A 26452-nucleotide genomic window follows, 5' to 3' on the forward strand; every position below is an offset into this window, starting at 1 on the left:
CATGTCACGTCCCTTCCGCTTCGGCGTCAACCTGATCGATCCCGCTCCCGCCGACGAGTGGCGCGCGAAGTGCCGCAGAGCGGAGGAGCTCGGGTACGACGTGCTCCTGGTCCCCGACCACCTCGGGATGCCGGCCCCCTTCCCCGCCCTGGTCGCGGCGGCCGCGGCGACCAGCAGGCCACGGGTGGGCACGTTCGTGCTCAACGCGGGCTTCTGGAACCCGGCGCTGCTGGCCCGCGAGGTGGCCACCACGGACGCGCTGACGGGCGGGCGCCTGGAGCTCGGGCTCGGCACCGGCTACGTCCGGGCGGAGCACGAGAGCGCGGGGCTGCCGTGGGGGTCGCCGCGCGAGCGCGTGGACCACCTGCGGCACACCGTCGAGGAGCTGGAGCGCCTGCTCGGCTCCGCCGGGCAGCCGCACGTGCCGAGTCCCGTGCAGCGGCCCCGGGTACCGCTGCTGATCGGCGGGGGCGGCGACCGGATGCTGCGGCTCGCCGCCGGGCACGCGGACATCGCGGCGTTCACCGGGGCCCGCAGCCTGCCCGACGGCACCCTGGTACCGGTGACGGCCGAGGAGTTCGACGAGCGCGTCGCGCGGTACGCGGAGTTCGCCGCCGGACGCGGTGAACCGGCCGAGCGGAACCTGCTCGTCCAGCTTGTGGCCGTCACGGACGACCCGGGCGCGGCCGTGCGGGAGTGGCTGCCGTACGTCCCGCAGCTGACCGAGGAGGAGGTCCTCGGTCTGCCGACAGTGCTGGTGGGGCCCCTGGAGGAGATCGTCGGCCGGGTGCGGGCCCTGCGGGAGCGCTACGGGATCACCTACCTGACGGTCCTGGAGCCCAGCATGGAGGTCTTCGCGCCGGTCGTCGCGGCGCTGCGGGACGAGTGACCGTCCGGATCGTGGAATTGTGCGTCCGGCCACCGGCCGCGTGCTGTGATCACCCGCATGACCGACCTTCGTATCCGGGCCGCCGGGCCCGAGGACCTGGACACCGTGCTGGCCTTCTGGAAGACGGCCGCGGAGGGCACGAGCATCAGCGACGACCGGGAGGGCGTGGAGCGGCTGGTCGCCCGTGACCCCGGGGCGCTGCTCCTCGCCGAGCTGGACGGGGAGCTCGCCGGCACGGTGATCGCGGGCTTCGACGGCTGGCGCTGCCACCTGTACCGCCTCGCGGTGCACCCTCAGCGGCGCCGGCAGGGGATCGGCTCGGCACTGCTGACTGCCGCGGAGCAGCGGTTCACGGCGCTCGGCGGGCGGCGCGGGGACGCGATGGTCCTCCAGCGGAACGAGGCGGCGCATCATGCCTGGCGCGCCGCGGGGTACGCGCCGGAGGAGCAGTGGCGGCGGTGGGTGAAGCCGCTGGACGACTGACGGCGGGGCGGGCCGGGCGGCCCGCCCGCCGCGCGCGCCGTCCGCCCCTGCCGGATCATGGGACGGAGGTGACCAGATGACCGAAGTGCTCCTCCTGCTGGTGGCGGTGCTGCTCTCGCTGGCCTGCGGTGCCTTCGTGGCGGCGGAGTTCTCCCTGACCACGGTCGAGCGGAGCGAGCTCGAGCGGGCCGTCGAGCGGGGCGAACGGGGCGCGGCGGGCGCCCTCGCGGCCGTACGGAACCTGACGTTCCAGCTCTCCGGGGCGCAGCTCGGCATCACCGTGACGAACCTGGTGGTCGGCATGCTCGCCGAGCCGTCCGTCGCCGCGCTGATCTCCGGGCCGCTGGAGTCCGCGGGGGTGTCGCCCTCCGTGTCCGGCTCGATCGCGCTGGTCGTGGGCACGGCCCTGTCGACGGTGTTCCTGATGGTGGTCGGCGAGCTGGTGCCGAAGAACTGGGCGATCGCCTCGCCGGTCGGCGTCGCCCGTACGGTGGCGACCCCGATGCGCTGGTTCAGCACCGTGTTCCGCCCGTTCATCCGGCAGCTGAACGACACGGCCAACCGTGTCGTCCGCCTCCTCGGCGTCGAGCCCGCCGAGGAGCTGGCCTCCGCGCGCGGCCGCCAGGAGCTGGCCGCGCTCGCCCGGCACTCCGCCCGGGAGGGCGCCCTGGAGCCGGACACCGCGGAGCTGTTCGTGCGCACGCTGAACCTCGCCGACCTGACCGCGGAGAACGTGATGACCCCGCGGGTCCAGGTCATCGCGCTGGACGCGCAGGCCACCTGCGCGGACGTGGCGAACGCGACCCGGGCGACCGGCCTGTCCCGCTTCCCGGTGTACCGCGACGGCCTCGACTCGGTGATCGGCACCATCCACGTCAAGGACGTGCTGGCGGTGCCCGCCGAGCGGCGTGCCCTCGTGCCCGTGGCGGAGCTGGCGCGCGAGCCGCTGTTCGTCCCGGGGTCGCTCACCGTGGACCGCCTCCTGGACCGGCTGTCCGGCAAGCGCACGATGGCGGTGGTCATCGACGAGTACGGCGGCACGGCGGGCGTCGCGACGCTGGAGGACATCGTCGAGGAGGTCGTCGGCGAGGTCCGCGACGAGCACGACCCGCACGAGACGCCGGAGCTCGCCCCGGCGGGCGCGGACGACGAGGGCCGGGCGCTGTACTCGGCCGACGGCTCGGCCCGCACCGACCGGCTCGCGCGCGTGGGACTGCGGGCGCCGGACGGGCCGTACGAGACGCTCGCGGGCCTGGTGGCGACCGAGCTGGGCCGTATCCCGGAGGCCGGTGACGCCGTCGAGGTGGCCGGCTGGCGGCTCGAGGTGGTGGACGCCGCGGGCCACCGGGCCGCACGGGTCCTGCTGCACGCGCCGCTCGCCGAGGACGCGGCAGAGGGCGGGGGCGCCGCGGACGACGCGGCCGACGGAAAGGGAGGCGGGAGGCGATGACCGCCGTCCAGCTGCTGATCGGCCTGGCGACACTGGTCCTGAACGCCTTCTTCGTGGGCGCCGAGTTCGCGCTGATCTCCGTGCGCCGCAGCCAGATCGAGCGGTACGTCGAGGAGGGTGAACGGGGCGACCGGCGGGCGGAGCGCGTGCTGTGGGGGCTGGAGCACGTGTCCGCGCTGATGGCGGCGGCCCAGCTCGGCATCACCCTGTGCACGCTGGTCCTCGGTGTGGTGGCCGAGCCCGCGATCGCGCACCTGCTGGAGCCGGTGTTCCCCGCGGTGGGCGTGCCGGAGGGCGCCGGGCACGCGGTGTCGTTCGTGATCGCGCTGATCGCCGCCACGTACCTGCACATGCTGCTCGGCGAGATGGTCCCGAAGAACGTCGCCCTCGCGGAGCCGGTGCGCACCGCGCTGCTGCTGGGCCCGCCGCTGGTGGCGCTGTCCAGGGCGCTGCGTCCGGTGATCTTCGCCGTCAACGCCTTCGCGAACGGGCTGCTGAAACTGCTGCGGATCGAGACGAGGGACGAGGTCGCCGCCACCTTCTCGGACGCCGAGCTGGCCCGGATCGTGCAGGACTCCGGCGAGGCCGGGCTGCTCGACGACCGCGCGCGGGAACGGCTGCACGACGCGCTGGAGCTGGGCCGGCGGCCCGTGCGGGACGTGGTGCTGCCGCTGGAGCGCGTCGTGTACGCACGCGTGGGGGTCACCCCGGACGGGCTGGAACGGCTCACGGCCGAGTCCGGTTTCTCCCGGTTCCCCGTGGCGGACTCCGGCCGCCGGATCGTGGGCTACCTGCATGTGAAGGACGCGCTGGACGCCATGCCCCGCGACCTGCCGTTCCCGGTGCGGGACATGCGGCCGATCGCCCGGGTGCGGGAGACCACGCCTCTCGACGACGTGCTGACGGCGATGCGGCGCAGCCGGACGCACCTGGCGGCGGTCCTGGGCGCGGACGGCCGGCTGGCGGGTCTGGTGACCATGGAGGACGTGCTGCGGGAGCTGTTCGGCCGGCAGGTGTGAGGGCCCGCGCGCATGCCGCCCCTACCGCCGGGGCCGACCGACCGCTGGGTACGGCTCCGCGTTAGCATCGTCGACGCCATGCAGACGAACCCCACCTACACCAGCCTCGTCGCGGTCGGCGACTCCTTCACCGAGGGCATGTCGGACCTGCTGCCCGACGGTTCCTACCGTGGCTGGGCGGATCTCCTCGCGGCCCGGATGGCAGCGCGGACCCCCGGCTTCCGGTACGCCAACCTCGCGGTGCGCGGCAAGCTCATCGGACAGATCGTCGACGAGCAGGTGGACCTCGCGGCCGCGATGGGCGCGGACGTGATCACCCTCGTGGGCGGCCTGAACGACACCCTGCGGCCCAAGTGCGACATGGCACGGGTGCGCGGCCTCCTGGAGGAGGCCGTGGAACGGCTCGCACCGGCCTGCAAGCAGCTCGTGCTGATGCGCAGCCCGGGCCGGCGGGGTCCGGTGCTGGAGCGGTTCCGGCCCCGCATGGAGGAGCTGTTCGCGCACATCGACGCCCTCGCCGCGCGGCACGGGGCGCTCGTGGTGGACCTGTACGGGGCGCCCTCGCTCGCGGACCCGCGCATGTGGGACGTGGACCGGCTGCATCTGACGGCCGAGGGGCACCGCCGGGTCGCGGAGGCGGTCTGGCAGGGGCTCGGGTACGAGGCGGAGGACACCGGGTGGCGCACGCCCCTGGCGCTGACTCCGCCGCCCGCGTGGTTCGCGCGGCGGATCGCCGACGTCCGCTTCACCCGGCAGCACCTGCTGCCGTGGATAGGCCGCCGCCTGACCGGCCGCTCCTCGGGGGACGGCCGGACAGGCGCCCAGTTCAGCGCTGAGCTGGGCGCAGCCTTCTGGGTCACCCCTGCGGACCACATGAACCCCGGGCCTGTGACGGACTGGCGACGGGCGGAGCCGTAACCCGGAGCCCGCCCGACTGCCCCGTGCCGATGCGGTAAGTCTTGGGCGGGCTCGCGCCGAACCGAAGGGCTGACTCCTCAGGATCATTCGACTGCCGGGCATGTCCTCGCCCGTCACAGCGTCATCCGCCGGATGGTTGCGGGGCTCGACGCGCCGTGAGTCGCACTGACACAGAACGTCAACTGATTGATTCTCAGGGGACTGGTCGCTGTCCTGGTCCTGCGTAGGGTTTCAACAAGGCGGCAGTGCGGCATTCGCACACTCGATCTGCTGCCGCGCCGAGTGTTCCGGCGCTTCTGCGAGAGAAGGAAGCACACCCTATGCGCGCCCTTGTGGTCGCTCACGGCGAGGCCGGACCCATCCGGTTCGCCGATGTCGATGAACCCGTGCCGTCCACCGGTGAGGCGTTGGTGGAGATACGGCACATCGGTCTCAACTTCGGTGAGCTCAACTACGTGGACCAGTGGCCGGCCGGCGCTGTGCACGGTCACGACGCGGCCGGTGTCGTGGTGCGCGCCGCATCCGACGGCTCGGGGCCGTCCGAAGGCACACGCGTCGCGGTGGGGATGGCTCCCCACGCGTGGGCGGAGCGAGTGGCCGTCGGCCCCGCCTCGCTCGCCACCGTCCCCGAGGGCGTGGACCTGGCCGACGCAGCCGCGCTGGGGATCGCCGGAGTCACCGCACTCCGGGTGCTGCGCAAGCGTTCCCTGCTGGCGCGCAACGTCCTGGTCACCGGCGCAAGCGGGGGCGTGGGACACTTCGCCGTCCAGTTGGCGGCGCTGGCGGGCGCCCGGGTGACGGCACTCGTCGGTTCGCCGGACCGGGCCGCCGGACTCCGCGAACTCGGCGCCGACGAGGTCCTGACCGACCTGGCCGAGACCGAGCACCGGTTCGACCTCGTCCTGGACACGGTCGGCGGGCCGCTGGTGGCCCAGGCGTGGAGTGCCCTCGCCGAGGGCGGCACCATCCACCTGGTCGGTTATTCCTCGGGGCAGGGAACCACGTTCCCGGCAGAGGCCTTGTTCGGCTTCGGCGAACCCCGCAGCATCGCCACCTATGGCGACATGACGCCGACCGGCGGGGACCTGACGGACCTGCTGGGCCTCATGGCCGCCGGGAGGCTCTCGGCACCGGTCGGACTGCGAGGCGACTGGCGGGACGTGGACGACGCCGTCCAGGCACTGTTCGCGCGGAAGGTGCACGGGAAGATCGTTCTCGACGTGACCTGAAGCTCTTGAGGAGGGGACACACGCCGCCGCCCGCCGGTGGGCGGTTCGCGGCGGTGGACGAGAATGGGCCCATGGATGTGCTGGCGGAGGTTTTGCGTGTCTCAGGTGCGCGTGGGGCGCTCGGAGTCACGCTGAAGGCCGGAGGAACCTGGGGCCTGTGGCTGGACACCTTTCCAGGAGCGGCACTGCATGTGGTGTCCCACGGCACGATGTGGCTCCACGTCACAGGAGAGAAACCTCGTCAGGTGCAGGCCGGAGACGCCGTCCTGGTGCCGCCGGGCACCGCACACGGGATAGCCGGCAGGGCCGGCGTGACCATGGGTTCCTGCGACCGTGAGGCGGCGGCCCGGGCTTTCGGCGATGGCCGAGCCCTGCGTCTGGGCTCGGCACCGGTGCAGACAGAAGTGATCGTTCTGCACTATGAGCAGGACCCGGAGGTGAGCACACCGGTGCTTGCCTCCCTCGCCCGGCCGATGCACGTCACAGCCCGCCAGAACGCGCAGTTCGGAAGGACCGTCGAACTCCTCACGGCGGAACTCGCACAGCCCCAGATCGGCACCACCGCCGCCATCAACAGCATCGTCGACCTCCTGCTCGTCCAGTTCGTACGCGCCTGGCTGGCCCGCCACCCGGAGGAGCAGTCCGGCTCATGGCTGGGTGCCATGCGTGATCCGGTCGTTCGTGACGCCCTGGCACGTGTCCACGCCCGACCGGAACACCCCTGGACCACGGAGACCCTGGCCGCCGCGACGAGCGTCTCCCGGGCGACGCTGTCCAGGCATTTCCGGTCCGCCCTCGGACAGACGCCGGGCGCGTACGTGACGCAGTGGCGCATCGCCCTGGCATCGGTCCGGCTCCGCGACACCGATGAGCCGGTCGAGTCGATCTCGTACGCGGTCGGCTACGCCTCTCCGCACGCTTTCAACCGTGCCTTCCGACGTGCCCGAGGCATGCCCCCGGGCGAGTACCGTGCTCGACTTCGCAAGTGATCGCGGGCAGACGATCACCGGCAACACGTGAGCACGGGTGCGGTCCTGGCGGGCGGGTAAGGGCGACGGAGCCTGTGTGCAACGTCTCCGGGCTGCGTCCATGGCGGCTGACCGCGGTCCGCGGGGTAGCCAGGCAAGCTCCGAGCCGGCCGCTTCCCGAACCATTGGCCCAGCAGGTTCTCACACGCGGCCTGGCACTGCTCATCGTCGGGCGTGTGACCGGGGACGGCCGCCCGGCGAAACGACCGGACCTGCTGCCGTACGAGGGACCGGCGGGCGGGGCCGGCCCGCTGGGCGGGCCGGGGCCGACGGGCCGACGGGCTGACGGGCTGACGAGCCGCGACGCCCCCGGCCGGAGGCATCAGGTCCGCGGGTAAACTCCCTGCTCGTGACTTCTGCGCCTGCCAAGCCCCGCATTCCGAACGTCCTCGCCGGACGGTACGCCTCCGCCGAGCTCGCCACGCTCTGGTCCCCCGAGCACAAGGTGCGGCTGGAGCGGCAGCTCTGGCTGGCCGTGCTGCGGGCCCAGAAGGACCTGGGCATCGAGGTGCCGGACGCGGCGCTCGCCGACTACGAGCGGGTGCTGGACCAGGTCGACCTGGCCTCGATCGCCGAACGCGAGAAGGTCACCCGGCACGACGTGAAGGCGCGGATCGAGGAGTTCAACGACCTCGCCGGGCACGAGCACGTGCACAAGGGCATGACCTCCCGCGACCTCACCGAGAACGTGGAGCAGCTGCAGATCCGGCTCTCGCTGGAGCTGGTGCGCGACCGTACGGTGGCCGTGCTGGCGCGCCTCGGCAAGCTCGCGGGCGAGTACGGCGAGCTGGTCATGGCGGGCCGCTCGCACAACGTGGCCGCGCAGGCCACCACCCTCGGCAAGCGCTTCGCGACCGCCGCCGACGAGCTGCTCGTGGCGTACGGCCGGGTCGAGGAGCTGCTGGGCCGCTACCCGCTGCGCGGCATCAAGGGCCCGGTCGGCACCGCGCAGGACATGCTGGACCTGCTCGGCGGGGACGCCGCCAAGCTCGCCGAGCTGGAGAACCGTATCGCCGGGCACCTCGGCTTCGGGCAGGCGTTCACCTCGGTCGGCCAGGTCTACCCGCGCTCGCTGGACTACGAGGTCGTCACCGCGCTGGTGCAGCTCGCGGCGGCGCCCTCCTCGCTGGCGAAGACGATCCGGCTGATGGCCGGGCACGAGCTGGTGACCGAGGGCTTCAAGCCCGGCCAGGTCGGCTCCTCCGCGATGCCGCACAAGATGAACACCCGCTCCTGCGAGCGCGTCAACGGCCTGATGGTCGTCCTGCGCGGGTACGCCTCGATGACCGGCGAGCTGGCGGGCGACCAGTGGAACGAGGGCGACGTGTCCTGCTCGGTGGTGCGCCGGGTCGCGCTGCCGGACGCGTTCTTCGCGCTGGACGGCCTGCTGGAGACGTTCCTGACGGTGCTCGACGAGTTCGGCGCCTTCCCGGCGGTCGTCGCCCGCGAGCTGGACCGCTACCTGCCGTTCCTCGCCACCACCAAGGTCCTGATGGGTGCGGTGCGCGCGGGCGTCGGGCGCGAGGTCGCGCACGAGGCCATCAAGGAGCACGCCGTCGCCTCCGCCCTCGCCATGCGCGAGCAGGGCGCCGAGCGCAACGAGCTGCTCGACAAGCTGGCGGCGGACGAGCGCATTCCGCTGGACCGCGCCCAGCTCGACGCGCTGATGGCCGACAAGCTGTCGTTCACGGGCGCCGCCGCCGACCAGGTCGCCACCGTCGTGGGCCGGATCGAGGAGATCGTCAAGCAGCGTCCGGAGGCCGCGGGCTACACGCCGGGGGCGATCCTCTGACACCGCCCGCGCGTCCCGGGCGTCCCACGCCCGCGGAACTGGAGGCCGCCCGCGACCGTCTCGTGCCGGACGTCGTCGCGGACGGTCTCCACGTCCTGTTCTGCGGCATAAACCCCGGTCTGATGACGGCCGCGACCGGCCACCACTTCGCCCGTCCCGGCAACCGCTTCTGGCCGGTGCTGCACCTGTCCGGCTTCACGCCCCGGCTGCTGAGGCCGTGGGAGCAGGAGGAGCTGCTGTCGTACGGGCTGGGCATCACCAACGTGGTGGCGCGGGCCACCGCCCGGGCCGACGAGCTGACCGCCGAGGAGTACGCCGAGGGCGGGCGCCTGCTCACCGCCAAGGTGAAGCGGCTGCGGCCGCGGTGGCTCGCGGTGGTCGGCGTGACCGCGTACCGGGCGGCCTTCGCCGACAGGAAGGCCGCCGTCGGCCCGCAGGAGCGGACGATCGGGGACACGCGCGTGTGGGTGCTGCCCAACCCCAGCGGGCTGAACGCGCACTGGACGGCGCGGACGATGGCGGAGGAGTACGCCCGGCTGCGGGTGGCGGCGGAGGCCGACGCCGCCGGGGCCTAGGACCTGTCGCCGGTCACGGCGGATCCGTCTCCGTTATCACCGCGAGGAGCTGGAAGGGCAGTTCCTTGTCCCACTGGGAGACGCCCAGGGCGACCCAGCGCCCGCGACCGCCCTCCCGCCACGCGTGCACGTCCGGTACGTGCGACGCGAGCACTGCCCACGGCTCGGATATCTCCTCGCCCTCCATGGACCGCGCGAGGACGCTCCACAGGCTGAACACGTGCGGCGCGCCCCAGCGCCCGGCCAGCCGCTCGGAAAGGGCGTCGCGCTCCGCCTCGTACTGGGCCTCGGTCTCCGCCCGCTCCGTACCGTCGTCCTCCCAGAAGCCGGCGCTCGTCCGTAACTCGGCGATGTGGTACCCGGGACCCGCGCTGCCGGTGTCCGACCGGCCGTGCTCCGCGGGGAACGCGGCGGAGCACAGCCGGTCGATGGTGGCGAGGTGCTGTGCGATGTCCATGTGCTCCAGTAAAGCGGGCACCACTGACAGTTGGCGGCGCGTCAGCGGGCTCGCCCTCCCCCTGGCCGGGCGAATCGCCGGGTAACTCGCTGGTCTTGTGCCCTCGCCGGTCCCCGCCGTGCCGAGTACGATCCGGCAAACATGCGCACGACCTGGGAGGACGGACGGTGGGGCGGCTGACCGGCGGGGATCCCTCGCTGCTGCGGAGGATCAATTCGACGGTGGTGCTGCACGCGCTGCGCGCCACGGACTGCGCGACGCTCACCGAGATCACGCGCGTGACCGGGCTGTCCCGGCCGACGGTCGAGGGCGTGGTCGAGGGGCTGGTCGGGACGGGCCTCGTCGTCGAGCAGGCGGCCGAGGAGGGCGCGGCCCGCAGGCAGGGGCGGCCCGCGCGGAGGTTCCGGTTCCGGGCGGAGGCGGGCCATCTGCTGGGTCTCGACATCGGCGCGCACCGGGTGACGGCGGTCCTCTCCGATCTGGACGGCCGGGTGCTGGGCACGCTGTCCAAGGACGTCACCGAGACCGCCCCGGCGGAGATCCGGCTGGAGCGGCTGCGGTCGGCGGTCGCCGAGCTGCTGCGCCGCGCGGGCGTGGCCCGTTCCTCCCTGCGCGCGGTCGGCGCGGCCAGCCCCGGGATCGTCGGGGCCGACGGCACGGTGCGGCTGGGGACGGCGCTGCCCCAGTGGACGGGGCTGCGGCTGGGCGAGCGGCTGAGCCGCTCGTTCCGATGTCCCGTGATCGTGGAGAACGACGCCAACGCGGCGGCGGTCGCCGAGCACTGGAAGGGCTCGGCGACGGACTGCGACGACGTCGTGTTCGTCCTGGCGGGGCTCAGCCCGGGCGCCGGTTCGCTGATCGGCGGGCGGCTGCACCGCGGGTACGGGGGCGCGGCCGGGGAGATCGGCGCGCTGCACCTGCTGGGGCGGGAGGCCAAGCCGGAGGCGCTGCTGTCGACGACGGACGAGCCGTTGCCCCCGCTCGACGAGCGGGCCGTGACCGAGGTCTTCGCCGGTGCCCGGCGGGGGGACCGGCGGGCCCGTGCCGCCGTGGACCGCTTCGTCGAGCGGCTCGTCCACGACGTGGCGGCGCTCGTGCTGGCGCTCGACCCCGAGCTCGTCGTCATCGGCGGCTGGGCGGCCGGCCTGGAGGACGCGCTCGAACCGCTCCGACGGGAGCTGGCGCGCTACTGTCTGCGCCCGCCCCGGGTGGCGCTGTCCACGCTGGGCGAGGCGGTCGTGGCCACGGGGGCGCTGCGGCTCGCGCTCGACCACGTCGAGGAGGAGCTGTTCGCGGTGGAGAGCACGGTGACGGCGCGGCGCTGAGGCGCCCGCTCAAGGGACGGGTTCAGGTGACGGGTTCAGGAGACGTGTCCAGGGACGGGGCCCCCGCGCCGTGGTGGATCACGACGCCGTCGGGGTCGCCGAACGTCAGACGGCACGTGTCGGCGCGGTACGTGGCGACGGAGACCGCCGCGGTGCGTCCCCCGGCGAAGAAGCGGGTCGTGACGACCAGCACCGGTGCGCCGGGCAGCCGGTCGAGCTCCCGGGCGTCCTCCACCCGGGCCGAGCCGAGCTCCACCGCGCGGTCCTGTCCCTCCAGCTCCAGCCGCTGGAGTTCGCGCAGGACGGCACGCGCGCGGGCGGCGCCGGAGGGCGCGTCCGGGGCGGTGAGGCCGGGCACCGAGGTCTCGGGGACGTACAGCAGCTCGGCGGCGACGGGCTGCCCGTCGTTCACCCGGGAACGGCGCACCGTGTGCACCTGCGTGTCGGTGTCCGTTCCCAGGAGGCCGGCGATCCCGGCGGGCGGGACCGCGGCCGTGCAGTCGGCGGGCTGCCAGGCGTCGCCGGCCGTGCCGGGCCAGCTGTGCTGTTCGGTACCGACGGCCACGCCCATGCGGGGCGGGGCGACGGTGGTGCCGACGCCGCGGCGGCGCTGTAACCGGCCCTCCAGTTCGAGCTGCTCCAGCGCCTGGCGGAGCGTGGCGCGGGCGACGCCGAAGCGGGCCGCGAGGTCGCGCTCGTTGGGCAGGATCTCGCCCACCGAGAACTCGGAGTCCAGTGCCTCACTGAGCACCGTCTTCAAGTGCCAGTACTTCGGCTCCGGCACCGTTTCGAGCTGCGTGGTCCCCACCCTGTCCTCCGCGATCGCCGTGGCCGGCGGCGTTTTGGGCCCTTGTTTATTAAAGGTTGTTGCACTTCTCTGCGACCATAGGACGCCCCCCACCCTTGGTCAAGACCAATCCTCCCTCGTACAGGTGCCCGACGGGCGCGGTGCGACACGGTGTTCACGGCACCGCGTACCCGGCAGTCCGCTGTTCACTTCGGGTTCGCGTGGGCGCCGCGGGGCGGCAGTAGGTGTTGCGGTGCACATTGGCCATTGGCCGGATCCGTCCTGGAGGCTCCATGTCACACCGTCCGCCGATCCACCTGCCCGCTCGCCGCAGTGTGCTGCGCGGTTCCCTCGCCGCGTCGGCGGCGCTCGCCCTGCCCGTCACCGCTCCGGGCGGCGCGGCGCCCGCCTTCGCCCGGTCGGGGCGGCCCGCGGCACGGTGGGGGGTGCAGGCCGGGGACGTGACCGCGGACTCCGGTCTGGTCTGGGTGCGCTCCGACCGCCCCGCCCGGATGATCGTCGAGACGTCCGCCACCGAGTCCTTCCGCAACCCGCGCAGGTGGCGCGGCCCGCTGCTCGGCCCCGGCACCGACTTCACCGGGACGACCCGGCTGCACGGCCTCCCGGCGGGCGAGCAGATCCACTACCGGGTGCTGCTCGCCGACCCGGACGACTACCGCCGCACCGGCGAGCCGGTGACCGGCACCTTCCGCACCGCCCCCGCGAAACGGCGCTCCGGGGTGCGGTTCGTGTGGTCCGGTGACCTGGCCGGGCAGGGCTGGGGCATCAACCCGGACATCGGCGGCTACCGCATCTTCGACGCGATGGGCCGGCTCGACCCGGACTTCTTCCTGTTCAGCGGCGACACCGTCTACGCCGACGGGCCGATCTCCGAGTCGGCGGCCCTGCCCGACGGCAGCCTGTACCGGAACATCACCACCGAGGAGAAGGCGAAGGTCGCCGAGACCCTCGCGGAGTTCCGCGGCAACCACCGGTACAACCTGCTGGACGAGGCGCTGCGAAGGTTCAACGCGCAGGTGCCGTCGATCGTCCAGTGGGACGACCACGAGGTGCGCAACAACTGGTACCCGGGCCAGGTGATCGGGGACTCGGACACCCGTTACACCGTCAAGAGCGTCGACCTGCTGGCCGAGCGCGCCACCCGCGCCTTCGCCGAGTACTACCCGGTCTCCACCCTGCCGACGGGCGCCCGGGAGGGCCGTATGCACCGGGTGGTGCGGCACGGACCGCTGCTGGACGTCTTCGTGCTGGACATGCGTACCTACCGCAACGCCAACTCGCCCGGCCTTCAGAAGACCGACCCGCAGGGCATCCTCGGCCGCGAACAGCTCCAGTGGCTGAAGCGGGAGCTGTCACGCTCGCGCGCGGTGTGGAAGGTGATCGCCTCCGACATGCCGCTGGGCCTGGTGGTGCCCGACGCCACCGAGGGCGAGCCGAACATCGAGGCCGTCGCGCAGGGCGACCCGGGCGCGCCGCTCGGGCGCGAGCTGCAGATCGCCGAGCTGCTGCGGTACGTCAAGCACCGCCGGATCACCGGCACGGTGTGGCTGACCGCCGACGTGCACCACACCTCGGCCCAGCACTACCAGCCGTCGCGGGCGGCCTTCGGCGACTTCGCGCCGTTCTGGGAGTTCGTCTCCGGGCCGCTCAACGCCGGCGCGTTCCCGGCCAGCGAGCTGGACGCGACCTTCGGTCCCGAGCGGGTCTTCGTGAAGGCCCCGGCCGCCTCCAACGTCTCCCCCGCCGAGGGCTACCAGTTCTTCGGCGAGGTCGACATCGACGGCGGCAGCGGGGAGATGACCGTACGGCTGCGGGAGCAGGACGGGACCGTGCTCTACACGAAGGTGCTGCAGCCCGGACTCGTCGGACAGTGATCACCCGGCCCGCCGGGCACACCACCTGACGTACCCTCATTTCTGCGCCGTGCCGCGCACCGGAGTCATCCCCCGGTGCGCGGCGCCGCGCGGGACAGGCGGGCGAGCCGTGCAAAACGCAACGAAACACGCCAAACGCGGCTTAACCCATCGGTCACAGAGTGTTTGTGATCGCGCAACACCAGCCCTTCACAGTGGCTGTATGAATCCACAGATGTCTCAAGTGACGCGGGCGCGCAACGGCCGCCCGGTGCACCACTGGCGGCGGGACGTGGTCGAGCTCGCCGCCCTCTTCACGGCGGTGGCCGTGGCCGACGCCGTGGCCAACCTGATCGGGCACGGCCCCGACGGCCCGGCGCTGCTGCTGGTCTCGGCGGCGGTCCTCGTCGCCACGGCCGGTTTCCACACCTGGTGGGCACGGCGCCACGGGCACGCCTCGCCGGTGGACGATACCGGCGGTCCCGGTGCCGCCGGTGATACCGGTGCCCGGCCGCTCGCCGAGGGCGGGCAGGCCGGGCCGTCCGACGCGGAGCAGGACCCCGGGGCGACCGTGCTGTGGCGCATGCGGACGACGGTGCGGGACGAGCCGGGTTCGCTGGCCGCCCTGTGCGTGGCGCTCGCCCGGCACGGGGTGGACATACTGAGCCTCCAGACGCATCCGCTGGCCGAGGGCACGGTGGACGAGTTCCTGCTGCGGTCGTCCGAGGAACTGGCCACCTCCCGGATCACCCGCGCGGTCGCGGAGGCCGGCGGCACCGACACCTGGATCGAGCGGGCCGACGCCCACGACCTGGTGGACGTGCCGACCAGGATGCTGGGCCTCGCCACGCGCACCGCCCTGGACGCCGCCGAACTCCCCCTCGCACTGCGCCAGCTGCTCGGCCGCTGCGCCATCCGCTCCCTGCCGGCCCGCGACCCCGGCCCGGCCCCGGAGGGCGCCCCGGTCGAGGGGACGCTGGAGGAGACGGTGATGCGGCTGCGAGCGCCGGAGGGCGGGGTGATCGAGGTGGAACGGCCGTACCTGCCGTTCACGCCGACGGAGTTCGCGCGGGCGCGGGCGCTGGTGGAGCTGGACACGCGGCTCGGCCCGCGCATCCCCCGCGGCCGGGACGTGCTGACGCTGCCGGAGGGCGAGGACATCACCGTACGCCGCGCCGGCACCGACGACCTGGCGGCGGCCAAGGCCCTGCACGCCCGCTGCTCGCCGGGCACGCTCCGCATGCGCTACCACGGACCGCTCGCCGACGCCGACCGTTACCTGAACCACCTGCTCAGCCCCCGGTTCGGCCGCACCCTCGCCGTGCAGACGGACTCGGGCCGGATCGTCGGCCTCGGCCACCTCCTGTGGGACGGCGACGAGACGGAGGTCGCGCTGCTGGTCGAGGACGCGTGGCAGCGGCGCGGCATCGGCGGTGAACTCCTCCGCCGGCTGGTCGCCATGGCGGCCGAGGCGGGCTGCGAGCACGTGTACGCCGTCACCCAGTCCTCCAACACCGGCATGGTCGCCGCGATGCGCGGCCTGGGCCTGCCCCTCGACTACCAGATCGAGGAGGGCACCCTCGTCGTCACGGCCCACCTGGACACGGCACCGGCCGTCTCGCCCCTGCCGTACGGCCGGGCGCGGCACGAGGACGGGTTCGGGCACGGGGACGGGTTCGGGCACGGGGACGGGTACGGGCACGACTAGCCGTTCGCACACGACTGGTGACGTGCCCGCCCGGCGCGCGTGACGGCAGGTCACGCTCTCGGCGAAATCCGGCCGGGCCGGGGGCGGCCCCACGGTGACCGGGCTGACGCGGCGGCCGTGTCCGTACGAGGATGACCACATGTCGAACATCACCAGCCCGCTGCCCCGCGAGGTCGCCGACGCCTACGTCGACGAGCTCATCGCCCTCGACCCGGTGACCGGTACGTTCCTCGGCGTGAAGGAGAGTTCGAGCAGGCTGCCCGACACCTCGCCCGCGGGCCAGGAGGCCGTGGCGGAACTGCTGCGGACGACGCTCGCGCGGCTCGACGAGGCGGAGCGGCAGCCCGGCGCGGACAGCGACGCCGAGCGCCGGTGCGCGCGCCTGCTGCGCGAGCGGCTCACCGCCGAACTCGCCGTGCACGACGCCGAGGAGGGTCTGCGCGCGGTCGGCAACCTGAGCACGCCGCCGCACTCGATCCGCGAGGTGTTCGCCATCACCCCCGCCGACACGGAGGAGGACTGGGCGGCGATCGCCGAGCGGCTGCGGGCGGTGCCGGCGGCGCTGGCGGGCTACCGCGAGTCCCTCGCCCTCGGCCTGGAGCGCAAGCTGTACGCGGCACCGCGCCCGACGGCGACGTTCGTGGGGCAGCTCACCGAGTGGGCGGACACGGACGGCACGGGCCGCGGCTGGTTCGAGGACTTCGCCTCGGCGGGCCCCGACGCGCTGCGCCCGGAGCTGGACGGGGCCGCCCGTGCGGCGACCGCGGCCGTCGTGGAGCTGCGGGACTGGATGCGCGACGTGTACGCGCCCACGATCGAGGGCGCCCCGGAGGTCGTGGGCCGCGAGCGCTACGCCCGCTTCGCCCGCTACTTCAACGGCACCGACCTGGACCTCGACGAGGCGTACGCGTACGGCTGGTCCGAGTACCACCGGCTGCTCGCCGAGATGAAGGCGGAGGCGGAGAAGATCCTGCCCGGCGCCGCGACGCCGTGGGTGGCGCTCGCGCACCTCGACGAGCACGGCCGTCACATCGAGGGCGTCGACGAGGTGCGGGACTGGCTCCAGAAGCTGATGGACGAGGCCATCGAGGCGCTCGACGGCACCCACTTCGAACTCGCCGAGCGGGTGCGGAGGGTGGAGTCGCGCATCGCCCCGCCGGGCGGCGCCGCGGCCCCGTACTACACCTCCCCGTCGGAGGACTTCTCCCGTCCGGGCCGCACCTGGCTGCCGACGATGGGGCTGACCCGCTTCCCCGTGTACGACCTGGTGTCGACCTGGTACCACGAGGGCGTCCCCGGGCATCACCTCCAGCTCGCGCAGTGGGTGCACGTCGCGGAGGACCTCTCCCGCTACCAGGCCACCGTCGGCATGGTCAGCGCCAACGCCGAGGGCTGGGCGCTGTACGCGGAACGCCTCATGGACGAGCTGGGCTTCCTGCGGGACGCGGAGGAGCGGCTCGGCTACCTGGACGCGCAGATGATGCGCGCCGCCCGGGTCATCGTCGACATCGGGATGCACCTGGAGCTGGAGATCCCGGCGGACTCCCCGTTCCACCCGGGCGAGCGCTGGACGCCGGAGCTGGCGCAGGAGTTCTTCGGCGCGCACAGCAGCCGTCCGGCGGACTTCGTGGAGAGCGAGCTGACCCGCTACCTGACCATCCCGGGCCAGGCCATCGGCTACAAACTGGGCGAGCGCGCCTGGCTGCTCGGCCGCGAGAAGGCCCGCGAGCGGCACGGTGACGCCTTCGACGCCAAGGCCTGGCACATGGCGGCGCTGTCGCAGGGGTCGCTCGGCCTGGACGACCTGGTGGACGAGCTGTCGCGGCTCTGACAGGTCACGCCCGTGCGGCACGGGGCGGCGGACCGGTGTTCCGGCCCCCCGCCCCGTGCGCTGCGCTCAGCGCCGGAACCCGCCCTCCGAGTCGACGACCTGCCCGGTGACCCACTCCGCCTCGTCCGTGGCGAGCCAGGCGATGAGCCGGGCGGGGTCGTCGGGCATCCCCCAGCGGCCCGCCGGGAACCGGGCGGCGATCTCCTCGTACGCCTCGCCCTCCATGTAGTCGGTGTCCACCGGGCCCGGGTTGACGGTGTTCACGGTGACGGCCAGGTCGGCGAGCGCCGTCGCCAGCGAGCGGGTGACCGAGGCGAGGGCGCCCTTCTGCAGGGCGTACGCGAGCTCGCCGGGCATGCCGCCGGCGATGTCCTGGCCCGAGGTCATCATCATGACGCGCCCGCCCGGCGTACGGGGCGGCAGGGCGGCCCGCAGCCGTGCGTACGCCTGCACCAGCAGGAGCACCGACCGGGTGTCCACCGCCCAGTGGGCGTCGAGCTTCGCGGTGTCGATCGTGTCGAGGGTGCCGTCGAAGCCGGAGAGCGCGTGGTTGGCGACGAGGATGTCGAGCCGCCCGCCGAGCGCGTCCGCGGCCGTCGCGATCAGCTCGGCGGGCGCGGCCGGGTCGGAGAGGTCCGCGGGGCCGTGGGACACGCGCGCGTCCGGGTCGCCGAGCGCCTCGCGCACCCCGGCGGCGACGTCCTCTGGGCGGTCGGCGCCCCAGGGCCGTTCGGCGTCGTGCGGCACGTGGTGGTGGAGGTGGACGCTCGCGCCGTACGCGGCGAGGCGGCGGGCCACGGCGTACCCGATGCCGCCGCGCCGGCTCGCGCCGGTGACGAGGGCGGTGCGGCCGCGCAGGGGCAGCGGGTCACGGCGCAGGTCTTCGGGGGCGGGGTGCGGAAGTCGGGGCATGGGGGCCATGGTGCACGGGGCGCGCCCGGGGCGCACGGAGATTTCCGTCAGCGCGCTCCCCGCAGCCGTACCGTCGATCCCGACCTGCCCTTCACCACCTCCAGCTGGGCGTGTATGCGGCGCCGCAGGTCCGGGACGTGACTGACGATGCCCACGCTGCGGTCGCGTTCGCGCAGGGAGTCGAGGACGTCCAGGACCTCGTCGAGCGTCTGGTCGTCCAGGCTGCCGAAGCCCTCGTCGATGAAGAGGGTGTCCAGGCGGACGCCGCCCGCCTCGTCGGTGACGACGTCCGCGAGGCCGAGGGCGAGGGCGAGCGAGGCGAAGAACGTCTCGCCGCCGGATAGCGTCGCCGTGTCGCGTTCGCGTCCGGTCCAGGCGTCGACGACGTGCAGCCCGAGCCCGCTGCGGCCGCGTCCCGCGCGGTCGTCGGAGTGGACGAGGGTGTAGCGCCCGGACGACATGCGCCGCAGCCGTACGGTCGCCGCCGCGGCCACCTGTTCCAGGCGGGCGGCGAGCACGTACGCCTCCAGGCGCATCCGGCGTTCGTTGTCCGCGGAGGTGCCCGCGGCGAGCCCGGCCATGCGGGCGACGCGGTCGTGCTCGGTGCGCAGCGGCGCGAGGCGCCGGACGGAGGCGGCGGCCCGCGCGGAGAGCCGGTCGAGCTCGGCGCAGCGGCGGACGGCCGCGTCGTAGACGGACACCGCCTGCTGGAGCCGCCGCGTGGCCGCCTCGGCGGCGCGCTCGGCCGCGGCCGGGTCGGCGAGCGGCTGCCGGGCCGCGGCCGCGGTGTCGGGCTCGGCCAGCACCGCCCGCACGGCGGCCTCCTCCGACTGCCGGGCGTCGAGCCGTCGTTGCAGGTCACGGTGGGCGGCGTCGTCGAGGAGGGCGGCCGCGGCGGCCTGCGGGGTGTCGAAGCCGGCGCGGAACGCGGCGTCGGCGAGCCGGGCGTCGGCGTCCTTGAGCCGCTGGGCGGCCTCCTCGGCCGCGCGGACGGCGTCGGCTGCCTCCGTGAGCCGGGCCGCCTGCCGCTCCAGCTGGGCGGCACGCTCGGCGACGCTGCCGGCCGTGCTCCGCGCAGCGGCCAGTTCCGCCTCCAGGGCGGCCTTCTCCCGGTCGAGCGCGTCGCGGTGGGCGGCGCGGGAGGCGACGCGGTGGGCGGCCTCCTGCCGGTCGGCGAGCCTGCGCTCGCGCTCCTGCTCGGCCTGCCGGAGCTCCTCGGTGGCGGTGTGCAGGCCGGACGCGGCGGTCCGCGCCTCGGCGTGCCCCCGCTCCAGTTCGTCCGCCTCGGCGGCGAGCCGGTCCGTGGGCGCGTCGCCCGCCTCGGCGGTGGCGGCCGCCAGTGCCTCGCGGGCGACGGCGAGCCGCCGTTCGTCCTCGGCGCGTTCCTCGTCGGCGCGCTGGTGGGCGGCGAGGGCCGTCTCCTCGGCCTCGCGGCCGACGTGCCCGGCGACCTTCCGGGCGGGTGCCGGGTGGTCGGTGGCGCCGCAGACGGCGCAGGGTTCGCCGTCGACGAGGCCGGCGGCGAGCTCCGCGGCGATGCCCGCGAGCCGCTGTTCCTTGAGGTCGAGCCAGTGGGCGCGCGCTTCGGCGGCCCGCTCGCGGGAGGCGAGCGCACGGGCCCGGGACCGCTCGGTGTCCCGGGCGAGCCGGTCGCGCAGGCGCGCGGCGTCCAGCCGCTTGCGGGCGGCTTCGAGCCGTACGGCCAGCTGCTCGGCGCGTGCGGCGGCCTCCTGGGCGGACTCGATGCGGGCGCGGAGGTCCGCGCGCGTCGCCTCCCAGCCGGCCAGCCAGCCCTCGGCGTCCTGGAGGATCTCCTCGTCGGCGCGCTCCTGGCGGTCGAGGCCGGCGCGCTCGGCGACGATGCCGGCCAGCCGCCGCTCGGCGCGCCGGGCCGACTCCAGGCCGCCCAGTTCCTCGGCGGCCCGGCGCGCGGCGGCGGCGAGCCCGGCCGCGCCCGCCTCACCGTGTTCCGGAGGCAGCAGCGCACGCGCGCGTGCCTCCTCGGCCGTCGCGCGGCGGTGCTCCGCCTCGGCCTCCTCGCGCAGCTCCAGCGCGGGCGCCACCGCCTCGGCCTTGCGGGCGCGCTCCATCCGCGTCCACGCCTCCTCGTGGGCGGCGGACCGCTCCTGGAGCCGGACGGCCCGCTCCCGGGCCTCCGCGAACCGGCGTTGCAGCCGGGCCCGTTCGCGTACGTCGGCGAGGGCGCGCTCGGCGGCGGCCCGCGCGGACTCGGCGGCCGACCGCGCGCAGTGGGCGACGGTGAGCCGCTCGCGCGCGGTGCTGCGGGCCACGGCGGCCCACGCGAGGACGGCGTCGGCGAGCCCGGGATCGCCCGGCTGCGGCGCGGGCGGCTCGGTCCCGTCGCCCGCGGCCTGCTGCATCCGGTGCGCGTCGGCGAGCAGCTCGGCGTCGCCCGCGCGTACCTGGGCCTCGGTCGCGCGGCGCCGCTCGGCGAGGCGCTTCTCCACCTCGGCGAAGCGGTGGGTGTCGAAGAGCCGGCCGAGCAGCCTGCCCCGGGCCTCGGCGTCGGCGCGCAGGAACCGCGCGAAGTCGCCCTGGGGCAGCAGCACCACCTGGCAGAACTGCTCCCGGCTCATGCCGAGGAGCTGGGTGATCTCCTCGCCGATCTCCTGGTGGGAGCGGCTGAGGTCCTTCCAGGTGCCCGCCGCCGCGTCGTACTCGCGCAGCCAGGTCTGCGCCTTGTCGACCGTCGTGCCCGTGCCGCGCCTCTTGGGGCGCTCCCAGGGCGGCTGCCGGGTGATCTCCAGGCGGCGCCCCGAGACGGTGAGGTCGAGCCGGACCTCGGTGCGCGTGGCGGGCGCCGCGTGGTCGCTGCGCAGGGTGAGGCCCTGTCCGGTGCCGCTCTGCCGGGCGCCGGGGACGCTGCCGTACAGCGCGTAGCAGACGGCGTCCAGGACGGAGGTCTTGCCGGCGCCGGTCGGTCCGTGCAGCAGGAACAGCCCGGCGGCCGACAGTGCGTCGAAGTCGACGGTCTGGGTGCCGCCGAAGGGCCCGAAGGCGGTGATGTCGAGTCGGTGCAGCCTCACCGGACGGCCTCCCGCGCGGTCTCGTCGGCGCGGACCGCGTCGAACGCGTCCCGCAGCACGGCCCGTTCGTGCTCGTCCGGCCCGGCGCCGCGCACATGGGCCACGAAGTCCTCCGCGATCTGCTGCTCGCCGCGCCCGGCCAGCCGCCCGGCGTACGACGCGTCCGGGCCGTCCGGTGCCCGTTCGGGGGCGAAGACGAGGCTGAGCGTGTGCGGGAAGCGCTCGGCGAGGCGGGCCATGGGGTCGGCGGGGCGTACCGCGTCGGTGAGCGTCGCCTCCACCCACGCGTCCTCGTGCCGGGTCAGCCCGGGGTCGGCGAGGAGGTCCTCCAGCTCGCCCCGGATGCGGGCGAGCGGGCGCGGCACCGGGCAGTCGACGCGTTCGGCGGTGACCGCCCCGTCGGCCGCGAGGTCGACGAGCCACATGCTCTTGCGGTGGCCGGCCTCGGAGAAGGAGTACGCCAGCGGGGAGCCGGAGTAGCGCACGCGCTCGGTGAGGGTCTGGCAGCCGTGCAGGTGGCCGAGGGCCACGTAGTCCACGCCGTCGAAGACCCCGGCGGGGACGGCGGAGACCCCGCCGACGGAGATGTCCCGCTCGCTGTCGCTGGCCTCGCCGCCGGTGACGAAGGCGTGGGCGAGGACGACGGACCGCGTGCCCTCCGCGCGCGTGGCGAGGTCGGCGCGGACCCGGTCCATGGCGGCGGCGAGCACCGCCTCGTGGCCCGCCCTCTCCACCCCGAGCACGTCCTTGACCAGCGCGGGCTCCAGGTAGGGCAGCCCGTAGAAGGCGACGTCGCCGTGGGCGTCCCGCAGCACCACGGGCGTGCCGCACGCCGCGGCGTCGGTCCGCAGGTGGATGCCCGCGCGGCCGATGAGCCCGGCGCCGACGCCGAGCCTGCGGGCCGAGTCGTGGTTCCCGGAGATCATCACCGTGGGCACGCCGAGGTCGGCGAGGCGGTGCAGGGCGTCGTCGAACAGCTCGACCGCCGCCAGCGGGGGCACCGCCCGGTCGTACACGTCCCCCGACACGACGACGGCGTCCACGTCGCGTTCGCGCACGGTCGTGACGAGGTGGCCGATGAACTCGGCCTGCGCCCCGAGCATGCCGACGCGGTGGAACGCCCGGCCCAGGTGCCAGTCGGAAGTGTGCAGCAGCCTCATGATCCCGGAAGACTAACGGTGGGGTCTGACATCACGGGTGGATACTCCCGTTCGCGCCCGGCCGGAACGGTGGGGCGGCTCCGGCTCACGCGTCCCCGTACGCCTCTCCCCCGAGCTCGAACTCCGCGGTGCCCGCCGTGGCGTCGGCGAGCCAGCGCCGGAACGCCTCCACGTCGGAGTCCGGCAGACCGATCTCGATCGTGACCTTCTCCGCGTACCGCACGTCCCGGACCTCCCGCCCGGTGGACCGCAGGTCGTTCTGCACCTTGCCGGCCCGCTGGTGGTCCACGGTCACCGTGGCGAGCCGGAAGCGCCTGCGGGTGACCGTGCCGAGGGCGTCCAGGGCCTCGCCGACCACGCCCCCGTACGCCCTGATGAGTCCGCCCGCGCCGAGCTTGATCCCGCCGTAGTAGCGGGTGACGACGGCGACGACGTACCGCATGTCGCGGCGCAGCAGCATCTGGAGCATGGGGACGCCCGCGGTGCCGCCCGGTTCGCCGTCGTCGCTCGCCTTCTGGATGCCCGCGTCGGCGCCGATGACGTACGCGGAGCAGTTGTGCGTGGCGGTCGCGTGCTCCTTGCGGACGGCGGCGATGAACTCCTGGGCCTCCTGCTCGGTGGCGGCCGGGGCGAGCGCGCACAGGAAGCGGGAGCGGTTGATCTCGACCTCGTGCACACCCGCGCGCGCGACGGTGCGGTACTCGTCCTGCATCCGCCCAGCCTATGCGTGCCGTCAGGAGCCGCCCTTCCGGCCCCTCGGCACCATCACCTCCGTCAGCAGCGCCGCGCCGGGGGCGAGCTCCCGCCAGGTGCGGCCGTGCCAGGCGAGGACCGCGATCGCGGAGGTGGGGAACTTGGTGCGGACGGCCCGCAGTGTGTCGTCGAGACCGTCCCCGGCCAGGTCCAGGACGAGGTCCTGCAGTCCCGGGTTGTGCCCGACGAGCAGCAGCGTCCCGACCTCCTCGGGCGCGGCCCGCACGACGTTCAGGAGGTCGGACACGGACGCGTCGTACAGCTCGGCGTCGAACCGTACAGGCGGTGGGGTGCCCCACTGTGCGGCGGTGAGTTCCCAGGTCTCCCGCGCGCGGGTGGCGGTGGAGCACAGGGCGAGGTCGGGCAGGCGGCCCGCGTCGGCGAGGGCGCGCCCGGCGGCGGGGGCGTCGCGCCGGCCGCGCTTTCCGAGGGGCCGGTCGTGGTCGGCGACGCCCTCGGGCCAGGCCGACTTGGCGTGCCGCAGGACGACGAGGCGGCGCAGCGGGCGCGCACCGGTGCGCTCCGTCACACCGGCGCTCCGACGTCCCGGGTGAGCTCGAGCCCGAGGAGGCGGTCCGCGTAGACGTACGTCTCGAAGCGGGCGCCGTCGGGCAGGTCGTCCGCGTGCTCCACCCGGCGCAGGACGGCGAGCACGGCGGGCACGTCGAGGTCGTCCTCCCAGGCGGTGCGCAGTTCGCGGCGTACCGCTTCGGGGACGGGCCGGGAGGGACGGGTGGCCCAGACCGCGACCGCCCGGCGCCAGCGCGCGAGGGTGTCGCGGGCCTCGTCGGCGAGGGCCGGCAGATCGGCCGGATCGCGGCGGGGCCGGGCCAGCAGGGCGTACCGCACCAGGGACTCGTCGATCTCGCCGCCGGCCGGGGCGACCGCGACCCGGACGCCGTCCCCGGGCACGGGGGCGTCCGGGGCCGCCACGTGCAGGGCTGCCCGTCCGACGGGCGGTGTGGTGCCCCCGGCGGTCAGCCGGATGCCGAGGGCGGCGGCACGCGCCGCCAGCTCCGGGGGCGGGGAGGCGACGGTGAGGACGGACGCGCCGTCCAGTTCCAGGGCCCTGGCGAGCACGTCGGCGACCAGCAGCACGCGCAGGGCCGAGGTGTCGGCGCCGGTCACGTGGGCGTGGACGCGGGTGAGGGTCCGGCGCACCTCGGTGGGCTCGCCGGTGCGGGCGTCGGTGATGCGCAGCACGGGGCGAGCCTAGGGCGCCGGGCGGCGCGGGCGCAGGAGGGCCACGGGAGTATGGCCGACGGGACGCACCCGCCCGGCCCCCTCCCCCGGCCTCCCGGCTTCCCGGCTTCCCGGCTTCCTCCGGCTTCTCCCGGACCGGGTCTCAGCCCACCGTCCCCAGGAACCGCACGTGCGGCCGTCCGTCGGGATGGGTGACCGTCGCGCGCACCCGGTACACCTCGGCGATCAGTTCCTCGGTGAGGACCTCGCGCGGTGCGCCCCGGGCCACCACGCGGCCTTCGCGCAGCACCACCAGTTCGTCGCAGTACCCGGCCGCGAGGTTGAGGTCGTGCAGGGCGATCACGGTGGTGACGGACAGGTTCGTGACGAGGTGGAGCAGGTCGAGCTGGTGCTGGATGTCGAGGTGGTTGGTGGGCTCGTCCAGGAGGAGTTCGCGGGGTTCCTGGGCGAGGGCGCGGGCGATCTGCACGCGCTGCCGTTCACCGCCGGACAGGGTGTGCCAGGACTGGCCGGCGCGGCCGGTGAGACCGGTGCGCTCCAGTGCCTCCCGGACGGCCTCCTCGTCCCGTGCGGAGGCGGGCGCCCACGCCCGGCGGTGCGGGATGCGGCCGAGCCGTACGACGTCGCGGACGGTCAGGTCCACCTGGGTGTCGGCCTGCTGCTCGACCACGGCGAGCCGGCGGGCGACGTCGCGGCGGCTCAGTCCGGCGAGCGGGTCGCCGTCGAGGGTCACGACGCCGGAGGCGGGCGCGAGCACCCCGGCGAGCAGCCGCAGGAGAGTGGACTTGCCGGAGCCGTTGGGACCCAGGAGGCCGACGGTGGAGCCGGGGGCCGGGGCCAGGCTGACGCCGTCGAGGACGAGGCGGCCGTCGGCGGAGCGGGAGACGCGCTCGGCGCGCAGCCCCTCGCCGGCGGGCGGCGGAGCGGCGCCTGTGTCCGGGGACTGCGGTGGCACCCGCAGGTCCGGGGTCATCGCGTCCTCCTCGTGCGGTACAGCACCAGGACGAACGCGGGCACCCCGATCAGCGAGGTCACGACGCCGACCGGCACCTCCTGCGGATCGAGCACCGTACGGGCCAGGGTGTCGACCCACACCAGGAAGACGGCCCCGGCCAGCGCGGTGACGGGCAGCAGGCGCGCGTGGCCCGGGCCGGCCAGCGCGCGGGCGGCGTGCGGCAGCACGAGACCGACGAAGCCGATGGCGCCGGCGGCGGCGACCAGCGCCGCCGTCAGCAGGGCCGTCACGCACAGCAGGACGATCCGGGTGCGGGCGACGGACACGCCGAGGGCGGCGGCCGCGTCCTGCCCGAAGGCGAAGGCGTCGAGCGTACGGGCGTGGCCCAGGCAGACCACCAGGGCGAGGACGAGCACGGACAGGCAGATCCACACGTCGGTCCAGCCCGCCCCGCCGAGCGAGCCGAGCAGCCAGAACAGCACCCCGCGCGTGGTCTCGGCGTCCCCCGAGGTCATGACGACGAAGGAGGTCAGCGCGGAGAACAACTGCATCGCGGCCACGCCGGACAGCACCACGCGGTCGGTGCTGCCGCCGAGCGTCTGGCTGAGCAGCAGCACCAGGCCGAACGAGAGCACCGCGCCCACGAAGGCGCCCGCCGACAGCGACACCGCGCCGCCGCCGACGCCGAGCACGACCACGACCACGGCGCCCGTGGACGCGCCGGAGGACACGCCCAGTACGAACGGGTCGGCGAGCGGGTTGCGCAGCAGCGACTGCATCACCGCCCCGCAGACGGCGAGCCCGGCCCCGCAGACGGCGGCCAGCAGGGTGCGCGGCAGCCGCAGCTCCCACACGATGCCGTCCCGGACGGGGCTCACGTCCGCGGTGCCCCACCCGAGGTGGGCCATGACGACGGACCACACGTCGCCCACGCGGATGGCGGCCGGACCGATGGTGATCGCGACGGCGACCGACCCGCAGAGCAGGGCGAGCCCGGCCACCGCGAACAGGACGCGGCGCGCCGGACGGGCGGCGCCCGCCCCGGACACGGTGGGCA

23 protein-coding genes are annotated in these 26452 nt (G+C 74.6%); 13 read left to right on the forward strand and 10 right to left on the reverse strand.

What is annotated here, in order from left to right; genetic code table 11:
• Position 1 precedes the first annotated feature (1 nt).
• The 9 genes from IEZ04_RS27185 to mug all read left to right on the forward strand — a co-directional run bounded on the left by IEZ04_RS27185 (position 2) and on the right by mug (position 9383).
• Positions 2-889, forward strand: a complete 888-nt coding sequence (locus IEZ04_RS27185) for an LLM class F420-dependent oxidoreductase (protein WP_189219608.1) — start codon at positions 2-4, stop codon at positions 887-889.
• A gap of 57 nt (positions 890-946) precedes the next feature.
• A complete protein-coding gene (locus IEZ04_RS27190) occupies positions 947-1372 on the forward strand; it encodes a GNAT family N-acetyltransferase (protein WP_189219609.1) in 426 nt (141 codons plus the stop codon).
• Positions 1373-1448: 76 nt separating this feature from the next.
• A complete protein-coding gene (locus IEZ04_RS27195) occupies positions 1449-2822 on the forward strand; it encodes a hemolysin family protein (RefSeq protein WP_189219610.1) in 1374 nt (457 codons plus the stop codon).
• The gene (locus IEZ04_RS27200; protein ID WP_189219611.1) at positions 2819-3841 is read left to right on the forward strand and encodes a hemolysin family protein; all 1023 of its coding nucleotides are present in this window, start codon (positions 2819-2821) and stop codon (positions 3839-3841) included. The genes IEZ04_RS27195 and IEZ04_RS27200 overlap by 4 nt, the downstream gene beginning before the upstream one ends.
• Positions 3842-3919: 78 nt before the next feature.
• On the forward strand, positions 3920-4759 hold the full coding sequence (locus IEZ04_RS27205; RefSeq protein ID WP_189219612.1) for an SGNH/GDSL hydrolase family protein: 840 nt from the start codon (positions 3920-3922) through the stop codon (positions 4757-4759).
• A 320-nt stretch (positions 4760-5079) separates the two neighbouring features.
• The gene (locus tag IEZ04_RS27210; RefSeq protein WP_189219613.1) at positions 5080-5988 is read left to right on the forward strand and encodes a zinc-binding dehydrogenase; all 909 of its coding nucleotides are present in this window, start codon (positions 5080-5082) and stop codon (positions 5986-5988) included.
• Between the two features lie 71 nt (positions 5989-6059).
• Positions 6060-6977: an AraC family transcriptional regulator gene (locus IEZ04_RS27215; RefSeq protein ID WP_189219614.1), complete on the forward strand. Its 918-nt coding sequence runs from the start codon at positions 6060-6062 to the stop codon at positions 6975-6977.
• A gap of 388 nt (positions 6978-7365) precedes the next feature.
• A complete protein-coding gene (gene purB, locus IEZ04_RS27220; RefSeq protein WP_189219615.1) occupies positions 7366-8808 on the forward strand; it encodes an adenylosuccinate lyase in 1443 nt (480 codons plus the stop codon).
• 62 nt (positions 8809-8870) lie between these two features.
• A complete protein-coding gene (gene mug / locus IEZ04_RS27225) occupies positions 8871-9383 on the forward strand; it encodes a G/U mismatch-specific DNA glycosylase (protein WP_189219616.1) in 513 nt (170 codons plus the stop codon).
• 13 nt (positions 9384-9396) lie between these two features.
• Here the strand turns inward: mug and IEZ04_RS27230 are convergent, their stop codons facing one another.
• Positions 9397-9840, reverse strand: coding sequence for a hypothetical protein (locus tag IEZ04_RS27230; protein ID WP_189219617.1), 444 nt, complete (start codon positions 9838-9840; stop codon positions 9397-9399).
• A 167-nt stretch (positions 9841-10007) separates the two neighbouring features.
• On the opposite strand from IEZ04_RS27230, the gene IEZ04_RS27235 reads away from it, so the two are divergent.
• On the forward strand, positions 10008-11165 hold the full coding sequence (locus IEZ04_RS27235; RefSeq protein ID WP_189219618.1) for an ROK family transcriptional regulator: 1158 nt from the start codon (positions 10008-10010) through the stop codon (positions 11163-11165).
• A gap of 22 nt (positions 11166-11187) precedes the next feature.
• Here IEZ04_RS27235 and IEZ04_RS27240 read toward each other — a convergent pair whose 3' ends face one another.
• A complete protein-coding gene (locus IEZ04_RS27240; protein ID WP_189219619.1) occupies positions 11188-11973 on the reverse strand; it encodes a GntR family transcriptional regulator in 786 nt (261 codons plus the stop codon).
• Positions 11974-12245: 272 nt separating this feature from the next.
• Here IEZ04_RS27240 and IEZ04_RS27245 point away from each other — a divergent pair, with 272 nt between their 5' ends.
• The 3 genes from IEZ04_RS27245 to IEZ04_RS27255 all read left to right on the forward strand — a co-directional run bounded on the left by IEZ04_RS27245 (position 12246) and on the right by IEZ04_RS27255 (position 17365).
• On the forward strand, positions 12246-13847 hold the full coding sequence (locus IEZ04_RS27245) for an alkaline phosphatase D family protein (RefSeq protein WP_189219620.1): 1602 nt from the start codon (positions 12246-12248) through the stop codon (positions 13845-13847).
• Positions 13848-14061: 214 nt separating this feature from the next.
• Positions 14062-15534 (forward strand): GNAT family N-acetyltransferase, encoded by a 1473-nt coding sequence (locus tag IEZ04_RS27250; RefSeq protein WP_189219621.1) that lies wholly within the window; start codon positions 14062-14064, stop codon positions 15532-15534.
• A gap of 139 nt (positions 15535-15673) precedes the next feature.
• On the forward strand, positions 15674-17365 hold the full coding sequence (locus tag IEZ04_RS27255; protein ID WP_189219622.1) for a DUF885 domain-containing protein: 1692 nt from the start codon (positions 15674-15676) through the stop codon (positions 17363-17365).
• Between the two features lie 66 nt (positions 17366-17431).
• Here the strand turns inward: IEZ04_RS27255 and IEZ04_RS27260 are convergent, their stop codons facing one another.
• The 8 genes from IEZ04_RS27260 to IEZ04_RS27295 form a co-directional block, all read right to left on the reverse strand.
• A complete protein-coding gene (locus IEZ04_RS27260; protein ID WP_189219623.1) occupies positions 17432-18277 on the reverse strand; it encodes an SDR family oxidoreductase in 846 nt (281 codons plus the stop codon).
• Between the two features lie 47 nt (positions 18278-18324).
• Positions 18325-21324: an AAA family ATPase gene (locus tag IEZ04_RS27265; protein ID WP_189219624.1), complete on the reverse strand. Its 3000-nt coding sequence runs from the start codon at positions 21322-21324 to the stop codon at positions 18325-18327.
• A complete protein-coding gene (locus IEZ04_RS27270; RefSeq protein ID WP_189219625.1) occupies positions 21321-22484 on the reverse strand; it encodes an exonuclease SbcCD subunit D in 1164 nt (387 codons plus the stop codon). The genes IEZ04_RS27265 and IEZ04_RS27270 overlap by 4 nt, the downstream gene beginning before the upstream one ends.
• Before the next feature lie 85 nt (positions 22485-22569).
• Complete coding sequence (locus IEZ04_RS27275; RefSeq protein ID WP_189219626.1) at positions 22570-23196, reverse strand: YigZ family protein; 627 nt, start codon at positions 23194-23196, stop codon at positions 22570-22572.
• A gap of 21 nt (positions 23197-23217) precedes the next feature.
• On the reverse strand, positions 23218-23766 hold the full coding sequence (locus IEZ04_RS27280; RefSeq protein ID WP_189219627.1) for a SixA phosphatase family protein: 549 nt from the start codon (positions 23764-23766) through the stop codon (positions 23218-23220).
• The gene (locus IEZ04_RS27285) at positions 23763-24440 is read right to left on the reverse strand and encodes a hypothetical protein (RefSeq protein ID WP_189219628.1); all 678 of its coding nucleotides are present in this window, start codon (positions 24438-24440) and stop codon (positions 23763-23765) included. Before IEZ04_RS27285 ends, IEZ04_RS27280 begins: the two co-directional genes overlap by 4 nt.
• Positions 24441-24582: 142 nt before the next feature.
• Entirely contained in the window at positions 24583-25413 is an 831-nt protein-coding gene (locus IEZ04_RS27290) for an ABC transporter ATP-binding protein (RefSeq protein ID WP_189219629.1), read from the reverse strand.
• Positions 25410-26444, reverse strand: a complete 1035-nt coding sequence (locus IEZ04_RS27295) for a FecCD family ABC transporter permease (RefSeq protein ID WP_373296371.1) — start codon at positions 26442-26444, stop codon at positions 25410-25412. Before IEZ04_RS27295 ends, IEZ04_RS27290 begins: the two co-directional genes overlap by 4 nt.
• Between the last annotated feature and the right edge of the window lie 8 nt (positions 26445-26452).

The organism is Streptomyces ruber (assembly GCF_014648075.1).
GTDB classification, from domain to species: Bacteria; Actinomycetota; Actinomycetes; order Streptomycetales; family Streptomycetaceae; genus Streptomyces; species Streptomyces ruber.